At 62.4% G+C, this 16,173-nt stretch carries 17 protein-coding genes; 7 read left to right on the top strand and 10 right to left on the bottom strand.

Annotated features, from left to right (window positions below):
- Positions 1–7: 7 nt before the first annotated feature.
- Together NKH05_RS27405 and NKH05_RS27400 are read right to left on the bottom strand one after the other, a co-directional pair.
- Entirely contained in the window at positions 8–298 is a 291-nt protein-coding gene (locus tag NKH05_RS27405; protein ID WP_023719334.1) for an HlyU family transcriptional regulator, read from the bottom strand.
- 113 nt (positions 299–411) lie between these two features.
- Complete coding sequence (locus NKH05_RS27400; RefSeq protein WP_023719335.1) at positions 412–1,095, bottom strand: PadR family transcriptional regulator; 684 nt, start codon at positions 1,093–1,095, stop codon at positions 412–414.
- Between the two features lie 272 nt (positions 1,096–1,367).
- On the opposite strand from NKH05_RS27400, the gene NKH05_RS27395 reads away from it, so the two are divergent.
- Positions 1,368–1,625, top strand: coding sequence for a DUF2798 domain-containing protein (locus NKH05_RS27395; RefSeq protein WP_023719336.1), 258 nt, complete (start codon positions 1,368–1,370; stop codon positions 1,623–1,625).
- A gap of 62 nt (positions 1,626–1,687) precedes the next feature.
- Here NKH05_RS27395 and NKH05_RS27390 read toward each other — a convergent pair whose 3' ends face one another.
- From NKH05_RS27390 to NKH05_RS27370, 5 genes are all read right to left on the bottom strand, one after another.
- Positions 1,688–2,068, bottom strand: coding sequence for a thiol-disulfide oxidoreductase DCC family protein (locus NKH05_RS27390; RefSeq protein ID WP_352494943.1), 381 nt, complete (start codon positions 2,066–2,068; stop codon positions 1,688–1,690).
- Positions 2,069–2,304: 236 nt separating this feature from the next.
- Positions 2,305–2,598 (bottom strand): GYD domain-containing protein, encoded by a 294-nt coding sequence (locus NKH05_RS27385; protein ID WP_023719338.1) that lies wholly within the window; start codon positions 2,596–2,598, stop codon positions 2,305–2,307.
- Positions 2,599–2,803: 205 nt separating this feature from the next.
- On the bottom strand, positions 2,804–4,825 hold the full coding sequence (gene rpoD, locus NKH05_RS27380) for an RNA polymerase sigma factor RpoD (RefSeq protein ID WP_023719339.1): 2,022 nt from the start codon (positions 4,823–4,825) through the stop codon (positions 2,804–2,806).
- 373 nt (positions 4,826–5,198) lie between these two features.
- Complete coding sequence (gene dnaG, locus NKH05_RS27375) at positions 5,199–7,175, bottom strand: DNA primase (protein ID WP_352494942.1); 1,977 nt, start codon at positions 7,173–7,175, stop codon at positions 5,199–5,201.
- A 158-nt stretch (positions 7,176–7,333) separates the two neighbouring features.
- A complete protein-coding gene (locus tag NKH05_RS27370) occupies positions 7,334–7,720 on the bottom strand; it encodes an RcnB family protein (RefSeq protein ID WP_352495013.1) in 387 nt (128 codons plus the stop codon).
- 378 nt (positions 7,721–8,098) lie between these two features.
- Here NKH05_RS27370 and NKH05_RS27365 point away from each other — a divergent pair, with 378 nt between their 5' ends.
- The 3 genes from NKH05_RS27365 (at position 8,099) to NKH05_RS27355 (ending at position 11,406) form a co-directional block, all read left to right on the top strand.
- Entirely contained in the window at positions 8,099–9,763 is a 1,665-nt protein-coding gene (locus NKH05_RS27365; protein ID WP_023719342.1) for a Na/Pi cotransporter family protein, read from the top strand.
- 123 nt (positions 9,764–9,886) lie between these two features.
- A complete protein-coding gene (locus NKH05_RS27360) occupies positions 9,887–10,096 on the top strand; it encodes a DUF2061 domain-containing protein (protein WP_023678301.1) in 210 nt (69 codons plus the stop codon).
- A gap of 128 nt (positions 10,097–10,224) precedes the next feature.
- Entirely contained in the window at positions 10,225–11,406 is a 1,182-nt protein-coding gene (locus NKH05_RS27355) for an MFS transporter (RefSeq protein WP_352494941.1), read from the top strand.
- A gap of 2 nt (positions 11,407–11,408) precedes the next feature.
- On the opposite strand, the gene NKH05_RS27350 is transcribed toward NKH05_RS27355, so the two are convergent.
- The 3 genes from NKH05_RS27350 to NKH05_RS27340 all read right to left on the bottom strand — a co-directional run bounded on the left by NKH05_RS27350 (position 11,409) and on the right by NKH05_RS27340 (position 13,805).
- The gene (locus NKH05_RS27350) at positions 11,409–11,966 is read right to left on the bottom strand and encodes a GNAT family N-acetyltransferase (protein WP_023719344.1); all 558 of its coding nucleotides are present in this window, start codon (positions 11,964–11,966) and stop codon (positions 11,409–11,411) included.
- A gap of 209 nt (positions 11,967–12,175) precedes the next feature.
- Positions 12,176–13,258 carry an arginase family protein gene (locus NKH05_RS27345; RefSeq protein ID WP_352494940.1) on the bottom strand — a complete coding sequence of 361 codons (1,083 nt, stop codon included), beginning with the start codon at positions 13,256–13,258 and terminating at the stop codon, positions 12,176–12,178.
- 97 nt (positions 13,259–13,355) lie between these two features.
- Entirely contained in the window at positions 13,356–13,805 is a 450-nt protein-coding gene (locus NKH05_RS27340; RefSeq protein WP_023719346.1) for a GatB/YqeY domain-containing protein, read from the bottom strand.
- A gap of 307 nt (positions 13,806–14,112) precedes the next feature.
- On the opposite strand from NKH05_RS27340, the gene carA reads away from it, so the two are divergent.
- From carA to NKH05_RS27325, 3 genes are all read left to right on the top strand, one after another.
- The gene (gene carA, locus NKH05_RS27335; protein ID WP_352494939.1) at positions 14,113–15,327 is read left to right on the top strand and encodes a glutamine-hydrolyzing carbamoyl-phosphate synthase small subunit; all 1,215 of its coding nucleotides are present in this window, start codon (positions 14,113–14,115) and stop codon (positions 15,325–15,327) included.
- A gap of 346 nt (positions 15,328–15,673) precedes the next feature.
- Positions 15,674–15,835: a hypothetical protein gene (locus NKH05_RS27330; protein WP_023719348.1), complete on the top strand. Its 162-nt coding sequence runs from the start codon at positions 15,674–15,676 to the stop codon at positions 15,833–15,835.
- A 20-nt stretch (positions 15,836–15,855) separates the two neighbouring features.
- Positions 15,856–15,978, top strand: a complete 123-nt coding sequence (locus tag NKH05_RS27325) for a helix-turn-helix domain-containing protein (protein ID WP_352483216.1) — start codon at positions 15,856–15,858, stop codon at positions 15,976–15,978.
- Positions 15,979–16,173 lie beyond the last annotated feature (195 nt).

The raw sequence follows: 16,173 nt of genomic DNA, 5'->3' as shown, positions 1-16,173 counted from the left end.
TAACGATCTACCCGAAGATCTTCTCGCCTTGCTCATCGACCAGCTGGATGCCCTTCTTGATCGAGATGTCGACAGCGTCATCAAGCCCGGCAAAGCGATCGGCGCGGATGAATTTGTGCTCCTTCATCACGCCGTCGATCTCCTTCGAAACCACGCCGCAGGTCTGGTACTGGCCCTCCGCCTTGTAGGGCGTGGCGCTGATCAAAAATCCCTTGTGCTCGATTTGCTTTACCGGCGCCGCTGTCTTTGGCTCAGCGGCTTCGTTGCCGCCGCCGAAAAGACGCTTCAGAAAAGACATGGGGTATCCTCCAACGGCAATCATCCTGCACCACATAGCGTGGTGCAGGATGATTTTCAGTACCGGTCCTTGGCCGAGCGGGCAAGGGCCGCAGCTGGCTTGGCACTCAGGGGTCAGTCGCGCGACAGCGCTTCCAGGGCCTCTGCGGCAGCTTCCAATATGCTGATTGCCTCGGCCTGCTTTGCTTCAGGCGCATCTACGATTTCGCCGAGCGCGGCGCGCAGCCGGTGGCGCACGGCGCGGAATTCGTCGCGCTTTTCCGAGCGGCCGCGGCCGCGCCGGCCACCGTCGCCGTCATCGTTCCAGCCGAACCACTCGCGCGCCTTCGCCATCTTGCGGCCGAAGCGCTCGAGATGGTCGAGCACGTGGTCGATCATCTCGCGATTTTCGTTGAGATGCGCCTGCCCTGCCTCGGTGATCGAAAACACCTTCTTGTTGCCTTCCGCCGCAGAAACGGCATAGCCGGCCTCTTCCAGGAAGGTCAGCGTCGGATAGACGACGCCGGGGCTCGGGCTGTAGACGCCGCTGGTGCGCTCCTCCAGCGCCTTGATGATGTCGTAGCCGTGCCGCGGCGCCTCGGCCAGCAGCGACAGCGTGATCAGCTTGAGATCGCCGTCAGCCAGCATACGCCCGGCGCGGAACATGTCGCCTGGTCCGCCGCGTCCGCCGCCGCCTCTCATGCCATGCCCGAACGGGCCGAACCCGCCGCGTCCGCCGAACTTGCCGGCCATATGCATGAAAACGCGCTCGGCGTGTTCGCCAAAACGATGATGCCCGAAATGATTGTCTTTGTGCATTGTCTGCTCCTTGAGTTATGTCTTACGATATATCTCAATTAGGTGCTCGCCACGATCGAGTCAAGATATATCTTACGATGTATCTGAAAATGCGCCAGCAGGATTGATTTCGCCGGCGAGGGCAGCTAGGAAGCGCGTGAGGGTCGAAGACCCCTCCGTAAGCGTCTGACGTGAAGCAACGCATCCACCCCGGTCGTTTCCGGGCAGTTACGCCGGAAGACCGGCGAATGGATGCCAATGCGACGGACCGGATGCTTCAGGGAAAAATCCAAATGACCATGAAAACCCCGCGCAGGAAGCTGCCTGCGCGCTATGCCGCCGTCCTCGGCCCGCTGGTGCTGTCGTTGCTGATGACGTTCATCGTGTCGTTCATCTCGACACTGAAAAGCCTTGGCTTCCAGCCCGATCTGCCGGCCACCTGGCTGACGGCTTGGGGCCTGTCCTGGATGGTGGCCTTTCCGACGCTGCTGCTGTTGCTGCCGGCGGTGCGCCGCATCGTTGGCTGGCTTTGCGAGCCCGTGGCTCGATAGCAGGCTGCGCCAAGGGCCCGAAGCAACTTACGGGTCTTTCAGTGCGAAGTGAACGGACACTATCACCAACGGCCTTTGCGGCGGTTCCAGGCATAGAGCAGATCGGCGAAGCGATCATAGGCATAGCGCGTCAACGGCAGCGTGGCGGGATTGCCGAACAGCGTCGCCAACCAGCCCTCGCCCGGCGTTATCAGCCAAGCCGCAACGGCAACATCGGCGCCGACCAGCAATTTGCCACCGGCGTCGGTCGCATGCAGCCGGCGCCGGATATCCTCCAGCCCGATGCCGTAGCGGGCCAGCGCCGTCGGTTCGGCATTGATGTCGCGAAATTCGATCCGCCCCGCCTTGACCGCCTCGATCAGCCGCCGCTTCTGCCGGCTGATGCCGGCATCGCAGACCGGACAGCGCGTATTGTACCAGACGGTCAGCAGAGGCTTGGCCATGGTTCGCAACACCAGCGGAGGACGCGCGACGACTATCCAGCAACTGCCGTTGCGCCGCAACGTGACGCGACACCGCGGAATGTCCCGGCTTCGGCTAATGCACGTCGCCCCAAAAACATGTCCTCGGGCCTGGCCCGAGGGTGCGCGGCGGTTTGCCATACCGACCTGTTTAAAAAGAAGAGCGTAAAGCGCGTCGCAAGAGGCCGTTCAAGCGCGACGCGCTTCAGGCACGGCACTCAGCCGAGCGAGGTAATGATCTCGCGATAGGCATCCTCCGGGAAAGCCTTGAGTGTCCGCGTCCTGACGTTTCCGCCCGCCGCCAGCATCAGCGAGAAACGAGCTAGTACGGCATCGTCGGGGGCTTCGACCACCGCCACCATGTCGCAATCCCCCATGGTGAGATAAAATGCCTTGAAGGACCCGCCCATGTCTCCCAACAGCTTCTTGGCGGCATCGAGCCGCTTCGGCGACTCGCGCACGTTTTTGGCGCCTTGCTCCGTCCAGTTGATCAGCACGATGTAAGTTGTCATGGCACACCTCCCTCCGGGGCCACGGAGCACGGCGTCACAGCCGGGGCGGGCATCCGGGTTTGTCGCCCAGAAAATGCATCCGTCGCGGAATTATCCTCTCGTAGGGCACGACCCGCAAGAGCGGCGCGTCCAATCGTGATCGCCTGTGCCCAAACGGAAAAGGACGCCACCGGCGCCCTTTAAACTGCTTATCCGTCACCCAGACTCAGCTGTCGAGGAAGCTTCTGAGCTTGCGCGACCGGCTCGGATGCTTGAGCTTGCGCAGCGCCTTGGCTTCGATCTGGCGGATGCGCTCGCGGGTGACCGAGAACTGCTGGCCGACCTCCTCAAGCGTGTGGTCGGTGTTCATGCCGATGCCGAAGCGCATTCTGAGCACGCGCTCTTCGCGCGGCGTCAGCGAGGCCAGCACGCGCGTCGTCGTCTCGCGCAAATTGGCCTGGATCGCCGCGTCGATCGGCAGGATCGCCATCTTGTCCTCGATGAAATCGCCGAGATGCGAATCCTCCTCGTCGCCGACCGGCGTTTCGAGCGAGATCGGCTCCTTGGCGATCTTCAGCACCTTGCGCACTTTTTCCAGCGGCATTGCGAGCTTTTCCGCCAGTTCTTCCGGCGTCGGCTCACGGCCGATCTCATGCAGCATCTGACGCGAGGTGCGTACGATCTTGTTGATCGTTTCGATCATGTGCACCGGAATGCGGATGGTGCGCGCCTGGTCGGCGATCGAACGGGTGATCGCCTGCCGGATCCACCATGTCGCGTAGGTCGAGAACTTGTAGCCGCGGCGGTATTCGAATTTGTCGACCGCCTTCATCAGGCCGATATTGCCTTCCTGGATCAGGTCGAGGAACTGCAGGCCGCGATTGGTGTATTTCTTGGCGATGGAGATGACGAGACGCAGATTGGCCTCGACCATTTCCTTCTTGGCGATCGCGGCTTCGCGCTCGCCCTTCTGCACCTGGTTGACGATCTTGCGGAATTCCTGGATCGAAATCGCCGTCTCGGTGGCGAGGTTCTGGATTTCGGCGCGCAGATCGCGGATGGCGTCCTTCTCGTTCTTGGTGAACTCCTTCCAGCCGCGCGAGGTCAGATTGCCGATCGAACGCGTCCAGTTCGGATCGAGCTCCGAGCCCTGATATTCCTTGAGGAACTCCTCGCGGCGCACGCCATAGCTTTCGGCCAGCCGCAACAGCTTGCCCTCGTTCTGCACCAGGCGCTTGTTGATGTCGTAGAGCTGCTCGACTAGCGCCTCGATGCGCGCCGTGTTCAAGGACAACGACTTCACCGCCTTGATCAGCTGGTCCTTCAGCTCCTTGAGCCGACGGTCCTGGCTTGGCGACAGCGTGCCGGCGGCGGCCAGCCGGTTCTCGACCTGCTGGTCCTGCAGCTTGCGCAGCTTCTTATAGGTGTCGGCAATGACGTCGAGCGTCTCCATCACCTGCGGCCGCAGTTCCGCTTCCATCGCCGCCAGCGACAGGCTCGCCTCGTCATCGTCCTCCTCGTCGTCGTCCACCAGGCCACGGGTGTCGCCGCCGACATTGGTGATGTCGTCCTCGTCCTCGCGCGAACGGCGCGGCTTTTCCTCGGTCTTGGCTTCCTCGATACGCTCGACCACCGGCGCCTGCTTGGCCTCCGGCCCGGCATAGGTCGCCTCGAGGTCGATGATCTCGCGCAGCAGGATCTTCGATTCGTTGAGCTCGTCGCGCCAGATGATGATGGCCTGGAAGGTCAGCGGACTTTCGCAGAGGCCCGCGATCATCGTCTCGCGGCCGGCCTCGATGCGCTTGGCGATCGCGATTTCGCCCTCGCGCGACAGAAGCTCCACCGAGCCCATCTCGCGCAGATACATGCGGACCGGATCGTCGGTGCGGTCGGTCGGCTCTTTTTTGGTCGTGGTGGCGGCGACGGCGGTGCCGGTCTGCTCAGCCAGCTCGTTGGCATCCTCCTCGGCGTCAGCGGCGGTATCGGCGGCTTCGGGCTCCTCGCCCTGCTCGTCGTCCTCGACCACGTTGATGCCCATGTCGGAAAGCATGGCCATCGTGTCCTCGATCTGCTCGGAGGTCACTTCCTCCGAGGGCAGCACCGAATTCAGCTCGTCCATGGTGACATAGCCGCGCTTCTTGGCGGCCTTGATCATCTTCTTGACAGCATCGTCGGAAAGGTCGAGCAGAGGGCCATCGGTCGCGGCCTCGCGTTCGGTCTCGACTTCTTCCTTTTCTTTTGTCGCCATAGTCTTTATTTTCTCCAAGCGGCTGAGTATCAAAACCGCGTAAGCTGCCGGTCCGGTCAAATTGGATGCGCTCTTTCCAGAACGCGCTTTACCGGGCCAGTAACTGCATCTCTCGTTAAGTCCAGATTAACCCTGATATCTGTGGCAAGCTGACTGCCTGTCCAGTGATCAGTACCTTACATCGCTGCATTCCCGTCGATGCCGGGGCGGGTTAACGTTTCGAATCGACCTGATTCCGCCATTCTGCCGGAAGGTCAAGCGCCTCTCGCATGATTCGCATGAAAAAAGCGAATCAATTACCCGACTTAGAGCGCCGCACGCTTGATTCGACGCGCAAGCACGTCCTTACATTCAGTCTTCTGGGGGCTTCGATCTAAACGCGCCCAGCCCTGCCCGACGATACGCCAAACCCTTCGATCAGCGCTTCCGTTGCCTGCACATCACGAAATTGCGCCTGGATTTCGACCAGGTGCCGGTAGTTTTCGTCCGTGGGGTCGCTGGCGAGCGCTGCTTCCGCCTGCTTCAGCTCCTTATGTAAGGTGCGCGCGCTGCGCTGCAAGTGGAGGGCCTGGCTGAACGCATCGCGGGCATCGTCGAGTGCCGCCGTTTCCAGCGCCGGCCATTGCCGCGCACGTTTGATCAGCGCCACCGCACGCTGCCAGATCTCGCCGCAGCCGGCCCGCTCGATCGTCGCGATCACCGCGTCGCGGTCATTGGCCATATCATGCGCCATGGCGTCGAGGATCGCCGCATGCAGCCGCTTCAGATCGGAGTTGGCGAGATCGAGGAACTCGACATGGGCGAAATTCTCGTCGATCAGCACGGGATGGTTGACGAGGGCGGCAATGATCGTCGCCTCGCGTACCGACATGCCCTCGCCGCCGCGCTTGACCAACGCCGAGCGACCGAGGCTTTCGGTGATCGCGGTGCGCCCACCGGCATTGCCGCCGCGCGCAAACTGTCCGCCGGGTGCTGAACCCTTGCCCTGGAAACGTTCGCCGGGCCGTCCGTCCTGACGCCCCTGGCGTCCGCGCTGGGCACCGAAGAAGCTCTGCACCCGCTCGCGCATTTCCTGTTGGTAGTGATAGCGAAGGCTCTCGTCGCGGATACGGCTGGTCAGTTCGCGCAGCGTCTTTTCGAGCTCGGCTCGCCGTTCCGGCGTGTCGAAGATGCCGCCGGCCGTCTCGCGCATCCACAAGAGGTCGGCCAGCGGCCGCGCCTCGGAAAGCACGGCGCGGAACGCATCCGGTCCGTCACCCTTGACCAGATCGTCGGGATCCTTGCCCTCCGGCAGCAGGGCGAAGCGAACCGAGCGGCCCGCCTGGACCGCCGGCAGCGCCATGTCGGCGGCGCGCCATGCTGCCTTCAACCCGGCGTGGTCGCCGTCGAAGCACAGCACCGGCTCGCCGGCCATGCGCCATAGAAGTTCGAGCTGGTTTTCAGTCAATGCGGTGCCGAGCGGCGCCACCACGTTTTCGAAGCCGGCCTGCGCCAGCGCGATCACATCCATGTAGCCTTCGACGGCAATGACCGTGCCGCCCTTGGCCAGCGCCCCCTTTCCCAGCGCCCCCTTTCCCAGCACTTGGCGTGCACGAGCGAAATTGTAGAGCACGTTGCCCTTGTGGAAGAGCTCCGTATCGGGCGAGTTCATATATTTGGCCAGCGCATCCGGCGCTAGCGCCCGCCCGCCGAAGGCGATGATCTTGCCCCTGGAATCCGGGATCGGGAACATAATGCGGTCGCGGAACCAATCGTAGGAAACCGGGACGTCGTCGCCATGGCGCACCAGCCCGCACGCCTCGATGTCGGCCTTGGGGACGCCCTTGGCGGCAAGATGCTCCTTCAGCGCGTTGCGGCTGTCGGGCGCATAGCCGAGGCGGAAGGACTGCTGCGTCGCCGGTGTCAGTCCCCGGTCGCGCAGATAGGCGCGGGCCTTTGCGCCTTCCGGTCCCTGCAGCCGTTCCTGGAAGAACACCGTCGCCATCTCCATGACATCGGTCAGGCTGGCGCGTTCCTTTTCGCGCCGTTCCTCATCGGCGTCGCGAACCGGCATCGGCACGCCGGCCATGTCGGCGATCTTCTCGACGGCCTCGGGAAAGCTCATCCCGTCGAGTTCGGTCAAGAACTTGAAATGGTCGCCCGAAACCGAGCAGCCGAAACAGTGATAGCGGCCCTTCTTGTCCTCGCAATGGAAGGACGGGCTCTTCTCGCCATGGAACGGACAGCACGCCCAATAATCACCGCGCGGCGCGTTTGTCTTTTTCCTGTCCCACGCGACGCGCTGGCCGATCACCGAAGAAATCGGCACGCGGTCGCGGATCTCGTCGAGGAAAGCAGGCGGAAAGCGCATGAGGGACAGCTCGTTTGGCCTCCATATAATCACACGGGCCAAGCCCGACGACTCCTAATGCGGAACCATACCCGGTTTTCACAGGCCAAAAAGAGAAGGCGGCCTGCGGGCCGCCTTCTCGATCTAATCCGGCGCAGCGCCGGTCAGCCGTTCCGCACCTACTGCGCGGCGATAGCGCCGAAGATCAGGCCCGAGAGGTTGCTGACCAGCAGATAGTCGTTGCCGACCCGGATCCACTCCTGGCCGGGACCGGGACGGCGCAAGCCGTAGTGGCGATAGTCGCGGATCGGCTGGTGACGCTTCCAACTGGAATATCTCTGGCCGTTGCGCCAATGGCTGCGCTTCACCACGATCTTTTTCGTCACTACGACGCGCTTGTTCACCTCGACATGCTTGTTCACGTGGACATTGCCGGGCTTTTGCCAGTCGACCTGGCTATAACTTGATTGCGGTGCGTTTGGTGGGTTCAATGGTGCAGCCTGGCCCTGCAAGGCCGTTGCAGCCAGCATCGAGAAGGCAATGGCGGAAAGAACGATGCGTTTCATAGCGGGTACTCCTTGGTTGTCGATGCCTCTGGAATAGAGCCGGAAGGATGAACCGAAACTGAACGCAGAGATTACGTTTTCGTAATGATTTCCTACATTTAGCACGCCTAATTCAGCACTACCTTTAAAGCGGCTGTCCGAGCACGGACGCATGACCCTCCGCAACTCCGCGGGCAATGCAACCATTTTGCCGGCCATCCATTTCCGACACGCCCCGTCGCGGGGCAACACTCGTCCGAACCGGGCAAAATTTATTATTCGGCTAAAATAAATCGGAGTAATATCAACCTCTGCAATGTCCACGATTCGCGCCCACTGTTGCCCCTTTGACTTCACCGCGCCCGCGTCGCTGGCACCTGTCGCGTTGCGGGGCCTGGCATGAGTGGCTCCGTCGTTTTGCTGCACCTTGCCGGTGCGGTGGCACTGATGCTGTTTGCTACCCGTTTGGTGAAGACCGGCGTCGAGCGCGCCTATGGCGATGTGCTGCGCCACAAACTGCGCGCCACCATGCGCAATCCCTTCATGGCGGTTCTGGCCGGCTGCGGCCTGGCGGTCGCGCTGCAAAGCTCGACCGCCGTTACCTTGCTGGTCGGCTCATTCGCCGGCTCCGGCATTGTCAGCGGCATGTCGGGCCAGCTTGCGGTGCGCGGTGCCGAGATCGGCTCGGCGCTGGTGGTCAAGCTGCTTACCTTCGATCTGTCGCTGCTGGTACCGGTCTGCCTGGTCGCCGGCACCGTCATGTTCATGGCCACCGAGCGGCGCGACTGGCGCCAGTTCGGCCGCATCCTGGTCGGCATCGGCCTGCTGCTTCTGTCGCTGGAGATGATCGGCCAGGCGTCGGAGCCGCTGCGCCAGAGCACGCTGATGCCGCTCATCGTCGATTACTTCTCCGGCGATCCGGTCACCGCCTACCTTCTGGCGGCGTTGGTCACCTGGCTGTTCCATTCCTCGATCGCCGCGGTGCTGCTTATGGTGACGCTCGCCGGCCGCGGTTTCATCCCGCCCGAACTCGGCATCGTGCTGGTGCTCGGCGTCAATCTCGGCTCTTCGATCATCGCGCCGCTTCTAACCCGCAACGCAGAACCCGGCGTTCGCATCGTGCCGATCGGCAATCTCCTGATGCGCGGCATGGGCTCTCTGATCATGCTGATCCTGTTCCTGACGTTCAAGCCGCCAGTCGCCTTCTTGGGCAGCACCGTGCCCGAGCAGATCGTCAATGCCCACATCGTCTTCAACATCCTGATCCTGATCGCCGGCCTGCCGCTGGCGCGCCTGGTCTATCGTGCCTCGGAAAAGATCGTGGCGCTGGGCACCAGGCCCCAGCCCGCCAACGCGCTCGACGTCATCGAGCTTTCGGCGCTCAACGAAAGTGCGCTCGACGTGCCGAGCCAAGCACTCGCCAATGCCACCCGCGAGGTAGTGCGGGTCTGCGAGACGGTCGAGATCATGCTGAAACGGATCATCGAACTCTATGAGAGCGCCGACGCCGACAAGATCAGTGCGCTGGCCGCGCTCGACGACCGTGTCGACAGGAAGCACGCGGCGATCAAGCTCTATCTCGCCAAGGTCACCAAGAACCCGCTGAGCGAGGACGAGGCCCTGCGTTGCCAGGAGTTGATCGGCGCCTGCGTCAAGCTGGAGCAGGTCGGCGACATCATCGTGCGCAACATGCTGGTCCATGTGAAGAAGAAATTCGAGCGCGGACTGGAGTTCACGCCGGAAGGCTGGCGCGAGCTTTGCGCCTTCCATGCCCTGGTGCTTGCCAATGCCAGGCTAGCCTTCAACGTCCTGGTGTCCCGCGATCCGGAGACCGCTCGCCAGTTGGTGCTGGAAAAGGACCGGCTGCGCGACCGCGAGAAGGAAACCAGCCAGAGCCATTTCGTGCGGCTGCGCGACGGCACCGCCAAGAGCGTCGAGACCAGTTCCATCCATCTCGACACCATTCGCGACCTCAAGCAGATCAACTCGCTGCTCGCCTCGATGGCCTATCCCGTGCTTGAGGAACGCGGCCTGCTAACCGGTTCGCGGCTGAAGGCCGGATAGATTGCGTCCACAGGCCGGTAGCTTCAGAAGCTCGCCTATGCTGTGAGCCAATGCGCAAAATTACCTTTGCGCCACCTCCTGTCTGTCGGCTAAAGATCGCCAGATCTACCGGAAGGAAAGTCGATGGACACCCATTCTCGCAGCTTCGCCAAGGCGCTTTCCTGGCGTGTCACCGGTACCATCGACACGATGATCATTTCGCTCGTCGTGACGGGAAGCATCAAGCTCGCTGCGGCCATCGGCCTGACTGAGGTCGTCACCAAGTCGCTGCTCTACTACCTTCATGAGCGGGCGTGGCTGAAAATTCCTTACGGAAGGAAGGCGGCCGCGTAGCTCTTGCCGCCGCGGCCGGCACCTGACCGGTGACAAAGAAAATCTAAAGCGGCGTCGCCAATTTCTGAATTGCCCGGTGCCCTTATCCGTGGTTTGAGGTCACCTTATCCGAGGATCGCCTTCCCGCCATGCTTCCCCTCATTGCCCTGTTCATTGCCGCCTTCGCCTTCGGCACCACCGAATTCGTCATCGCCGGCGTGCTGCCGCAGGTGGCGGATGGCCTTGGCGTCGCGATCCCGACCGCCGGCTATCTCGTTTCCGGCTATGCCGGCGGCATTGCAGTCGGCGGCCCGCTGCTGGCGCTCGCCACCAAAGGGTTCTCCCGCAAGGCCCTGCTGCTTGGACTGACTGCAGCCTTTACCATCGGCCAGGCGGCCTGCGCGCTGGCGCCCGACTTCGCCTCGATGCTGCTGTTGCGGATTGCGGTGGCCGTGGCACACGGCGCCTATTTCGGCGTTGCCATGGTGGTGGCCGTCGGCCTCGTGCGCGAAGACCAGCGCGGCATGGCGGTGGCGCTGATCCTGTCCGGCCTCACCGTATCGAATGTCATCGGCGTTCCGGCCGGCACGGCAATCGGCAACATCTGGGGATGGCGTGCGACATTCTGGGTGATGTGCGCTCTCGGCGTGGTGGCCTTCGCCGCCATCGGCGCCCTGCTGCCGCGCAAGACAGGATCGTCGAGCCCGTCCGTCAGCCTTGGCAGCGAGGTACGCGTGCTCGCACGCCAGCAGGTCTGGACCTCGCTCATCATGATGCTGATGCTGATGATCGGCCAGTTCGGCCTGTTCACCTACATCACGCCGACGCTGCTTGAGGTCACCGGCCTCGACGAGAAATGGATACCTTGGGTGCTCCTGCTCAACGGTGTCGGCGCTACAATCGGCGTCTTCGTCGGCGGGCGCCTCGCCGACTGGAAGCTGATGCCGTCGCTCATCGCAATGCTATTCCTGCAGGCGGCGATGCTCGCCTCGATCTACGCCGTCAGTCCTTACCCACTGCCGATGGTGATGGCGATCTTCGTCTGGGGCGGCCTCAACTTCGCCATCGGCACGCCGATCCAGACCCGCATCCTGACCTGGACCGCGGACGCCTCCAATCTCGCCTCGTCGCTCATTCCGTCAGGCTTCAATGTCGGCATCGCGCTCGCCGCATCGCTCGGCGCGGCGATGCTCAATGCCGGCTATGGCTATCGCAGCTTGCCGGTGGTTGGCGCGATCGCCATGCTGGTCGCGGTCGCGGTTGCGCTTGCCTCGCATGTCTGGGAATGGCGGAGCCGGGCGGCGCCGCCGCTGCCGGCTGCCGCCGAATAGGGCTACAGATCGATCCGGTAACGCAGGCTTTCCGCGCCGCCATAGGAAGCATCCTCGAAGAAACGCCCGACGAGCCCGCCGCCATTGGCCAGAACGACCTTCTGCGAGGGCACATTGTGAGGCTTGCAGGTGATTTCGACGAAGGGCAGGCCAACCGCCCTCGCCTCCTCCAGCATCAGCCGCAGCGCCTCCGTCGCATAGCCGCATCCCCGTTTCCACGGCACCACCGCATAGCCGATGTGGCCGAGCACGTGCGATGGCAGCGCCGCGGTTCCGGGCTGCCAGCGCAAGCCGATCGAGCCTGAGACTTCCCCGTCCCAGATCCAGCGCCGAAATCCAGGCAGCCGCGGCACCGTCGAACCGTCCGGCAAGACGATCGGCGGTCCCTTGCCATCAGGATCGTCGAGATCGGCAAGGAAAGTCGCTGGATCCTTTTCGATAGCCGCAAGCTGCTCGCGCGTCGCGTCGAGCAGCCGCACATTGTCCGGCGACCAGCCGCGCTCGAGGGCCGCCTTGTAGGACGGCAGGTGTTCAAACGCCGGTTTGACGAGTTCGATCATGAGCGCGAGCTTTTGGCTGTCGGCCCTCAAAGGCGGGCTTGCGGCTGTAGCGACTACGACAAAACTGCCCCGCCATCGACCGTAATTCCCAAGTTTTCCGCATTGCGCCCATGTCGCGCAATGATTGCGACCGGGCGCATAAGGCTGGCTCCGCTTGGATGAGGCAAGCCGGCCAATTGCCCGCGAACGACCGTGAGATGGATCTCGAACTATCCAAGGGCGTCTGCAAGCATCTCATTCAAGCGTGCGAATGCTGCGGACTCGTCTGGCGCATGGGCCGGATTAACTTCTGTGATGGTCAGGCCGCGCCATTGCGACAGGGCTGTCAGTTGCTTTAGCACAAAGGCGACTTGCTCCAGTTTGAGACCGTCGCAACGGCGCACATTCTCCGCAATCGGAAAATCGATAAAGGAGAGCACATCGACATCGAAGTGGATAAGCACGCAGTCAAAGCGCGCCGCCCATTCGGCCGCGCGCGCCGACGCCGCCTCGATGTCACTCAAAGCTTCCTCACGCGATATGATCTTGATCGCGTGATTTCCGATCACGGCCGCTTCGGGCGGGGTGATGTTCTCGATGCCGAAATAGAGGAGTTGCTGAGGCACGAGCATCGGGCGGGTCGGGCCGAGCCTCGCGAGCGAAGGCTCGCATCCATGGATATTGAGCAGATGGGCGACGCCGGTCCAGTCCAAGGCGCCGTCGCTCGTGTCAGGTGTGTTGAGATCGGCGTCGAAGTCAATGTAAACGAGTCCGATCCGCGCGCCGGCCGCATTCGCCCCGGCGACCGTCCCCAGTTCCACAGTACAATCGCCACCTAAAACAAGCACGTCTTCCTGCGCTGCGATCGCCGTCGCTACGTGGCTTGCGACCAACTCACAGGCGTCGCGCACGGCTTCCAGGTTCATAGCCTGCGACCGCGAAGGGTCCGGTCGCCATCGGAACGATGCAACATCGCCACGATCCCTGATGGATCTGCCTCGGTTCGTGATCGCTTCTGCGAGCCCATTTCGCCGAAAGGCCGCGGGGGCCTGTTCCTGACCCGGCGAATAGGCGCCGGCACTCGTGGCCGCACCGACAATATTCAACAAACGCGCCGCCAAATCGAAGCTCCATTTTCGCATGATCTTCTCGCAAACGTGTCCGGAGGGAGGAAGGTTCCTCCTCGACTTGAGAGGTTGCCGCCCGGCATCGGCACGAGGCCTAACAAGCAAAAAGCTCGCCGCATCGATGCCGTCGTGAGACGCCAGACGTCGAACATACAGGTTCATTCGCGCGGCCGTGGCGATGAACATGTCGGTGCGAACTGCCGTCCGCTCCGCCCGCTCCTAGCCTGGCTCCTCGCGATGGTCTCTTCGAGTCTCATGAGCACCGCTAAGGCGGGAAAAATCCCTACTGAAGCAGGCTCTTGACGATGCCGCTCGCCTTGGAGAAATCCATCTGGCCAGCATATTTCTCCTTGAGCGCCGCCATCACCTTGCCCATCTCCTTGACGCCGCTGGCACCTGTCTCGGCGATAGCGGAACGGACGGCGCTTTCCGTCTCGGCCTGGCCCAGTTGCGTCGGCAGGAAGTCGCGGATGATCGCCATCTCGTCGCGCTCCTGCGCGGCAAGTTCCGGCCGCTTGCCGTCATCGAACGCCTTGGCCGATTCCTCGCGCTGCTTCACCATCTTGGCCAGGATCTGCAGGATCTCGTCGTCGCTGGCCGGCTCCTTGCCGGCGCCGCGATTGGCGATGTCGCGATCATGAATGGCCGCCTGGATCAGCCGCAATGTCGGCAGCCGGCGCTTGTCCTGTGCCTTCATCGCGCTCTTCAGGGATTCGGCGATTTTGCCTCGCATGGTGCTTTCTCCTTCGAATGCGGCGGACAATAGCCGTGCCGAAAGCCCAAGGCAAATTCAAGTCTGTCCGGCAAATCCCTGATATTGTTCGACGAAATAAATCCAGGCACGTACGGCGCGGCATCATTGACCGCCTTGGCGCCTTCCCTTATGTACTGTGCCTTGCATGAATTGAATTCTAGTGCACGTCGCCCAAAAGTGCGTAGCGGTTTTGGGGCAACGACATGCAGCGCGCCGAGGCTGTGAGATTGCCGCTTCGCGCTTTTTGTTGCGCCGATTGAGGAGCGCAGCCTTTAGGAGTGCCGCCATGGCAACGATGACCGCCGCATCGACCCCCCCTTGGGCCACCGAGAAGCCGACCGCCCTGCTGGTGCTGGCCGACGGCACCGTCATCGAGGGCCGTGGTCTGGGCGCTTCCGGCTCCGCCGTTGCCGAGGTCTGCTTCAACACCGCGCTGACCGGCTATCAGGAGATCCTCACCGACCCCTCCTATGCCGGCCAGATCGTCACTTTCACCTTTCCGCATATCGGCAATATCGGCACCAATAACGAAGACATCGAGGATCTCAATCCGCTGGCCCGCGCCGGCGCCGTCGGCGCCGTGTTCAAGGCCGATGTCACCAACCCGTCGAATTACCGCGCCGGAACCGGTCTCGACCAGTGGCTGAAGAAGCGCGGCATCGTTGCACTTTCGGGCATCGACACGCGCGCGCTGACCGCGCTGATCCGCGAAAAGGGCATGCCCAATGCCGTTATCGCGCACGCCCCAGACGGTATCTTCGACATCGAAGACCTCAAGCGCCGCGCCGCCGCATGGTCGGGGCTTATCGGGCTTGATCTGGCCAAGGAGGTCACCTCCGGCCAATCCTCGGTCTGGCGCGAGACACCCTGGGCCTGGAACGAGGGCTTTGGCGAACAGGCCGACCCGTCGATGCACGTCGTTGCCATCGATTATGGCGTCAAGCGCAACATATTGCGCCTGCTTGCCGGCCTCGGCGCCAGGGTCACCGTGGTGCCGGCCAAGACCGGCGCCGAGGAGATCCTGGCGATGCGGCCCGATGGCATCTTTCTATCCAACGGCCCCGGCGATCCGGAAGCCACCGGCGACTACGCCGTTCCGGTCATCCAGGATCTGTTGAAGACCGATATCCCGCTGTTCGGCATCTGCCTCGGCCACCAGATGCTGGCGCTGGCGCTGGGCGGCAAGACCGCAAAAATGCATCAGGGCCACCACGGCGCTAATCATCCGGTCAAGGACCACACCACCGGCAAGGTCGAGATCGTCTCGATGAACCACGGCTTTGCCGTCGACGCCGACTCATTGCCGAGCGGCGTCGAGGAAACCCATTTCTCGCTATTCGACGGTTCGAATTGCGGCATCGCGCTCACCGGCAAGCCGGTCTTCTCGGTCCAGCATCATCCGGAAGCCTCGCCCGGCCCGCAGGATTCGCACTATCTGTTCCGCCGCTTCGTCAACCTGATCCGCGAAAAGCGTGGCGAACCGGCACTGGCCGAGCGCTGACCAAGCCGATGCATCAGCTATAACATATCGGCGGCGCGTGATCTGGACAACTTGCCTCCGGACGTCCGCGAGCAGGTCTCAGAAAGTCTGATTTCTTACGCAGTCGGCGGTCGCGGAGATACCAAGCGCCTCGTCGGCAGGGAAGGTTACAGACTTCGGATCGGTCGCTACCGAGTCATGTTTGACGAAGACCGCGCCACGATCCTTGCGGTCTATGTCGGCAAACGCGAAACGACAACCTACCCGTCGGCCATAGTAGGACAGAACACCATGAACGCCCCGCAAATCATCAAGACCCCAACCGGTGAGGAGCTGGTCGCTATCCCAAGGGGACTACGAGATCCTTTTGCGTGCCGCCGAAGAAGCTCTGGAAGACGCTGCCGATGCGGCGATCTACGACGAGCGTAAGGCCGATCTCCGAGCGGAAAAGGCACTGCCCGCGGACGTGACCATGGACATCTTGCGGGCTCCAGCCGGCTCAAGGCGCTGCGCAACCGGCGGCGGCTGACGCAAGCCGATTTGGCGGCCATGATCGGCGTCAGCCAGGGTTTTCTGTCGGACCTGGGGTCCAATCGCCGCAAACCATCGGCGCAGACAGGTGCAATGCTGGTCAAGGCGCTCGACATTCCAACCGAATGGATTGAGCACTAGGTGATGCTACACTGGTTTGCGGCTTCTTCTCCCTTGGTTTTAGCTGATCCCGGTCATGGCGCGCCGGCGCCGGCGCGCGTGTAAAAAAACACGGGAACCCCAAAACGATTTTGGGCCCCCCCAAAACTTTGTGTTATAAACAACTACCACCCCCCGACACGGAGATGAATAGAGTTTTGCCTCGTTTTGGGTTAA

This window comes from Mesorhizobium sp. M1399 (assembly GCF_040317735.1).
In the GTDB taxonomy this organism is placed as follows: Bacteria; Pseudomonadota; Alphaproteobacteria; order Rhizobiales; family Rhizobiaceae; genus Mesorhizobium.
The sequence above is the reverse complement of the archived record's forward strand: the minus strand, read 5'-3'. Positions and strand labels throughout refer to the sequence as shown.

What these genes read in the sequence shown, in the direction of transcription:
- NKH05_RS27370 (WP_352495013.1), bottom strand. Translation starts at nt 7,720, where the DNA reads ATGAAACGCATCGTTCTTTCCGCCATTGCCTTCTCGATGCTGGCTGCA.
- dnaG (WP_352494942.1), bottom strand. Translation starts at nt 7,175, where the DNA reads ATGCGCTTTCCGCCTGCTTTCCTCGACGAGATCCGCGACCGCGTGCCG.
- NKH05_RS27405 (WP_023719334.1), bottom strand. Translation starts at nt 298, where the DNA reads ATGTCTTTTCTGAAGCGTCTTTTCGGCGGCGGCAACGAAGCCGCTGAG.
- rpoD (WP_023719339.1), bottom strand. Translation starts at nt 4,825, where the DNA reads ATGGCGACAAAAGAAAAGGAAGAAGTCGAGACCGAACGCGAGGCCGCG.
- NKH05_RS27340 (WP_023719346.1), bottom strand. Translation starts at nt 13,805, where the DNA reads ATGCGAGGCAAAATCGCCGAATCCCTGAAGAGCGCGATGAAGGCACAG.
- NKH05_RS27350 (WP_023719344.1), bottom strand. Translation starts at nt 11,966, where the DNA reads ATGATCGAACTCGTCAAACCGGCGTTTGAACACCTGCCGTCCTACAAG.
- NKH05_RS27360 (WP_023678301.1), top strand. Translation starts at nt 9,887, where the DNA reads ATGGACACCCATTCTCGCAGCTTCGCCAAGGCGCTTTCCTGGCGTGTC.
- NKH05_RS27395 (WP_023719336.1), top strand. Translation starts at nt 1,368, where the DNA reads ATGACCATGAAAACCCCGCGCAGGAAGCTGCCTGCGCGCTATGCCGCC.
- carA (WP_352494939.1), top strand. Translation starts at nt 14,113, where the DNA reads ATGGCAACGATGACCGCCGCATCGACCCCCCCTTGGGCCACCGAGAAG.
- NKH05_RS27345 (WP_352494940.1), bottom strand. Translation starts at nt 13,258, where the DNA reads ATGTTCATCGCCACGGCCGCGCGAATGAACCTGTATGTTCGACGTCTG.
- NKH05_RS27325 (WP_352483216.1), top strand. Translation starts at nt 15,856, where the DNA reads ATGATCGGCGTCAGCCAGGGTTTTCTGTCGGACCTGGGGTCCAATCGC.
- NKH05_RS27385 (WP_023719338.1), bottom strand. Translation starts at nt 2,598, where the DNA reads ATGACAACTTACATCGTGCTGATCAACTGGACGGAGCAAGGCGCCAAA.
- NKH05_RS27365 (WP_023719342.1), top strand. Translation starts at nt 8,099, where the DNA reads ATGAGTGGCTCCGTCGTTTTGCTGCACCTTGCCGGTGCGGTGGCACTG.
- NKH05_RS27390 (WP_352494943.1), bottom strand. Translation starts at nt 2,068, where the DNA reads ATGGCCAAGCCTCTGCTGACCGTCTGGTACAATACGCGCTGTCCGGTC.
- NKH05_RS27355 (WP_352494941.1), top strand. Translation starts at nt 10,225, where the DNA reads ATGCTTCCCCTCATTGCCCTGTTCATTGCCGCCTTCGCCTTCGGCACC.
- NKH05_RS27400 (WP_023719335.1), bottom strand. Translation starts at nt 1,095, where the DNA reads ATGCACAAAGACAATCATTTCGGGCATCATCGTTTTGGCGAACACGCC.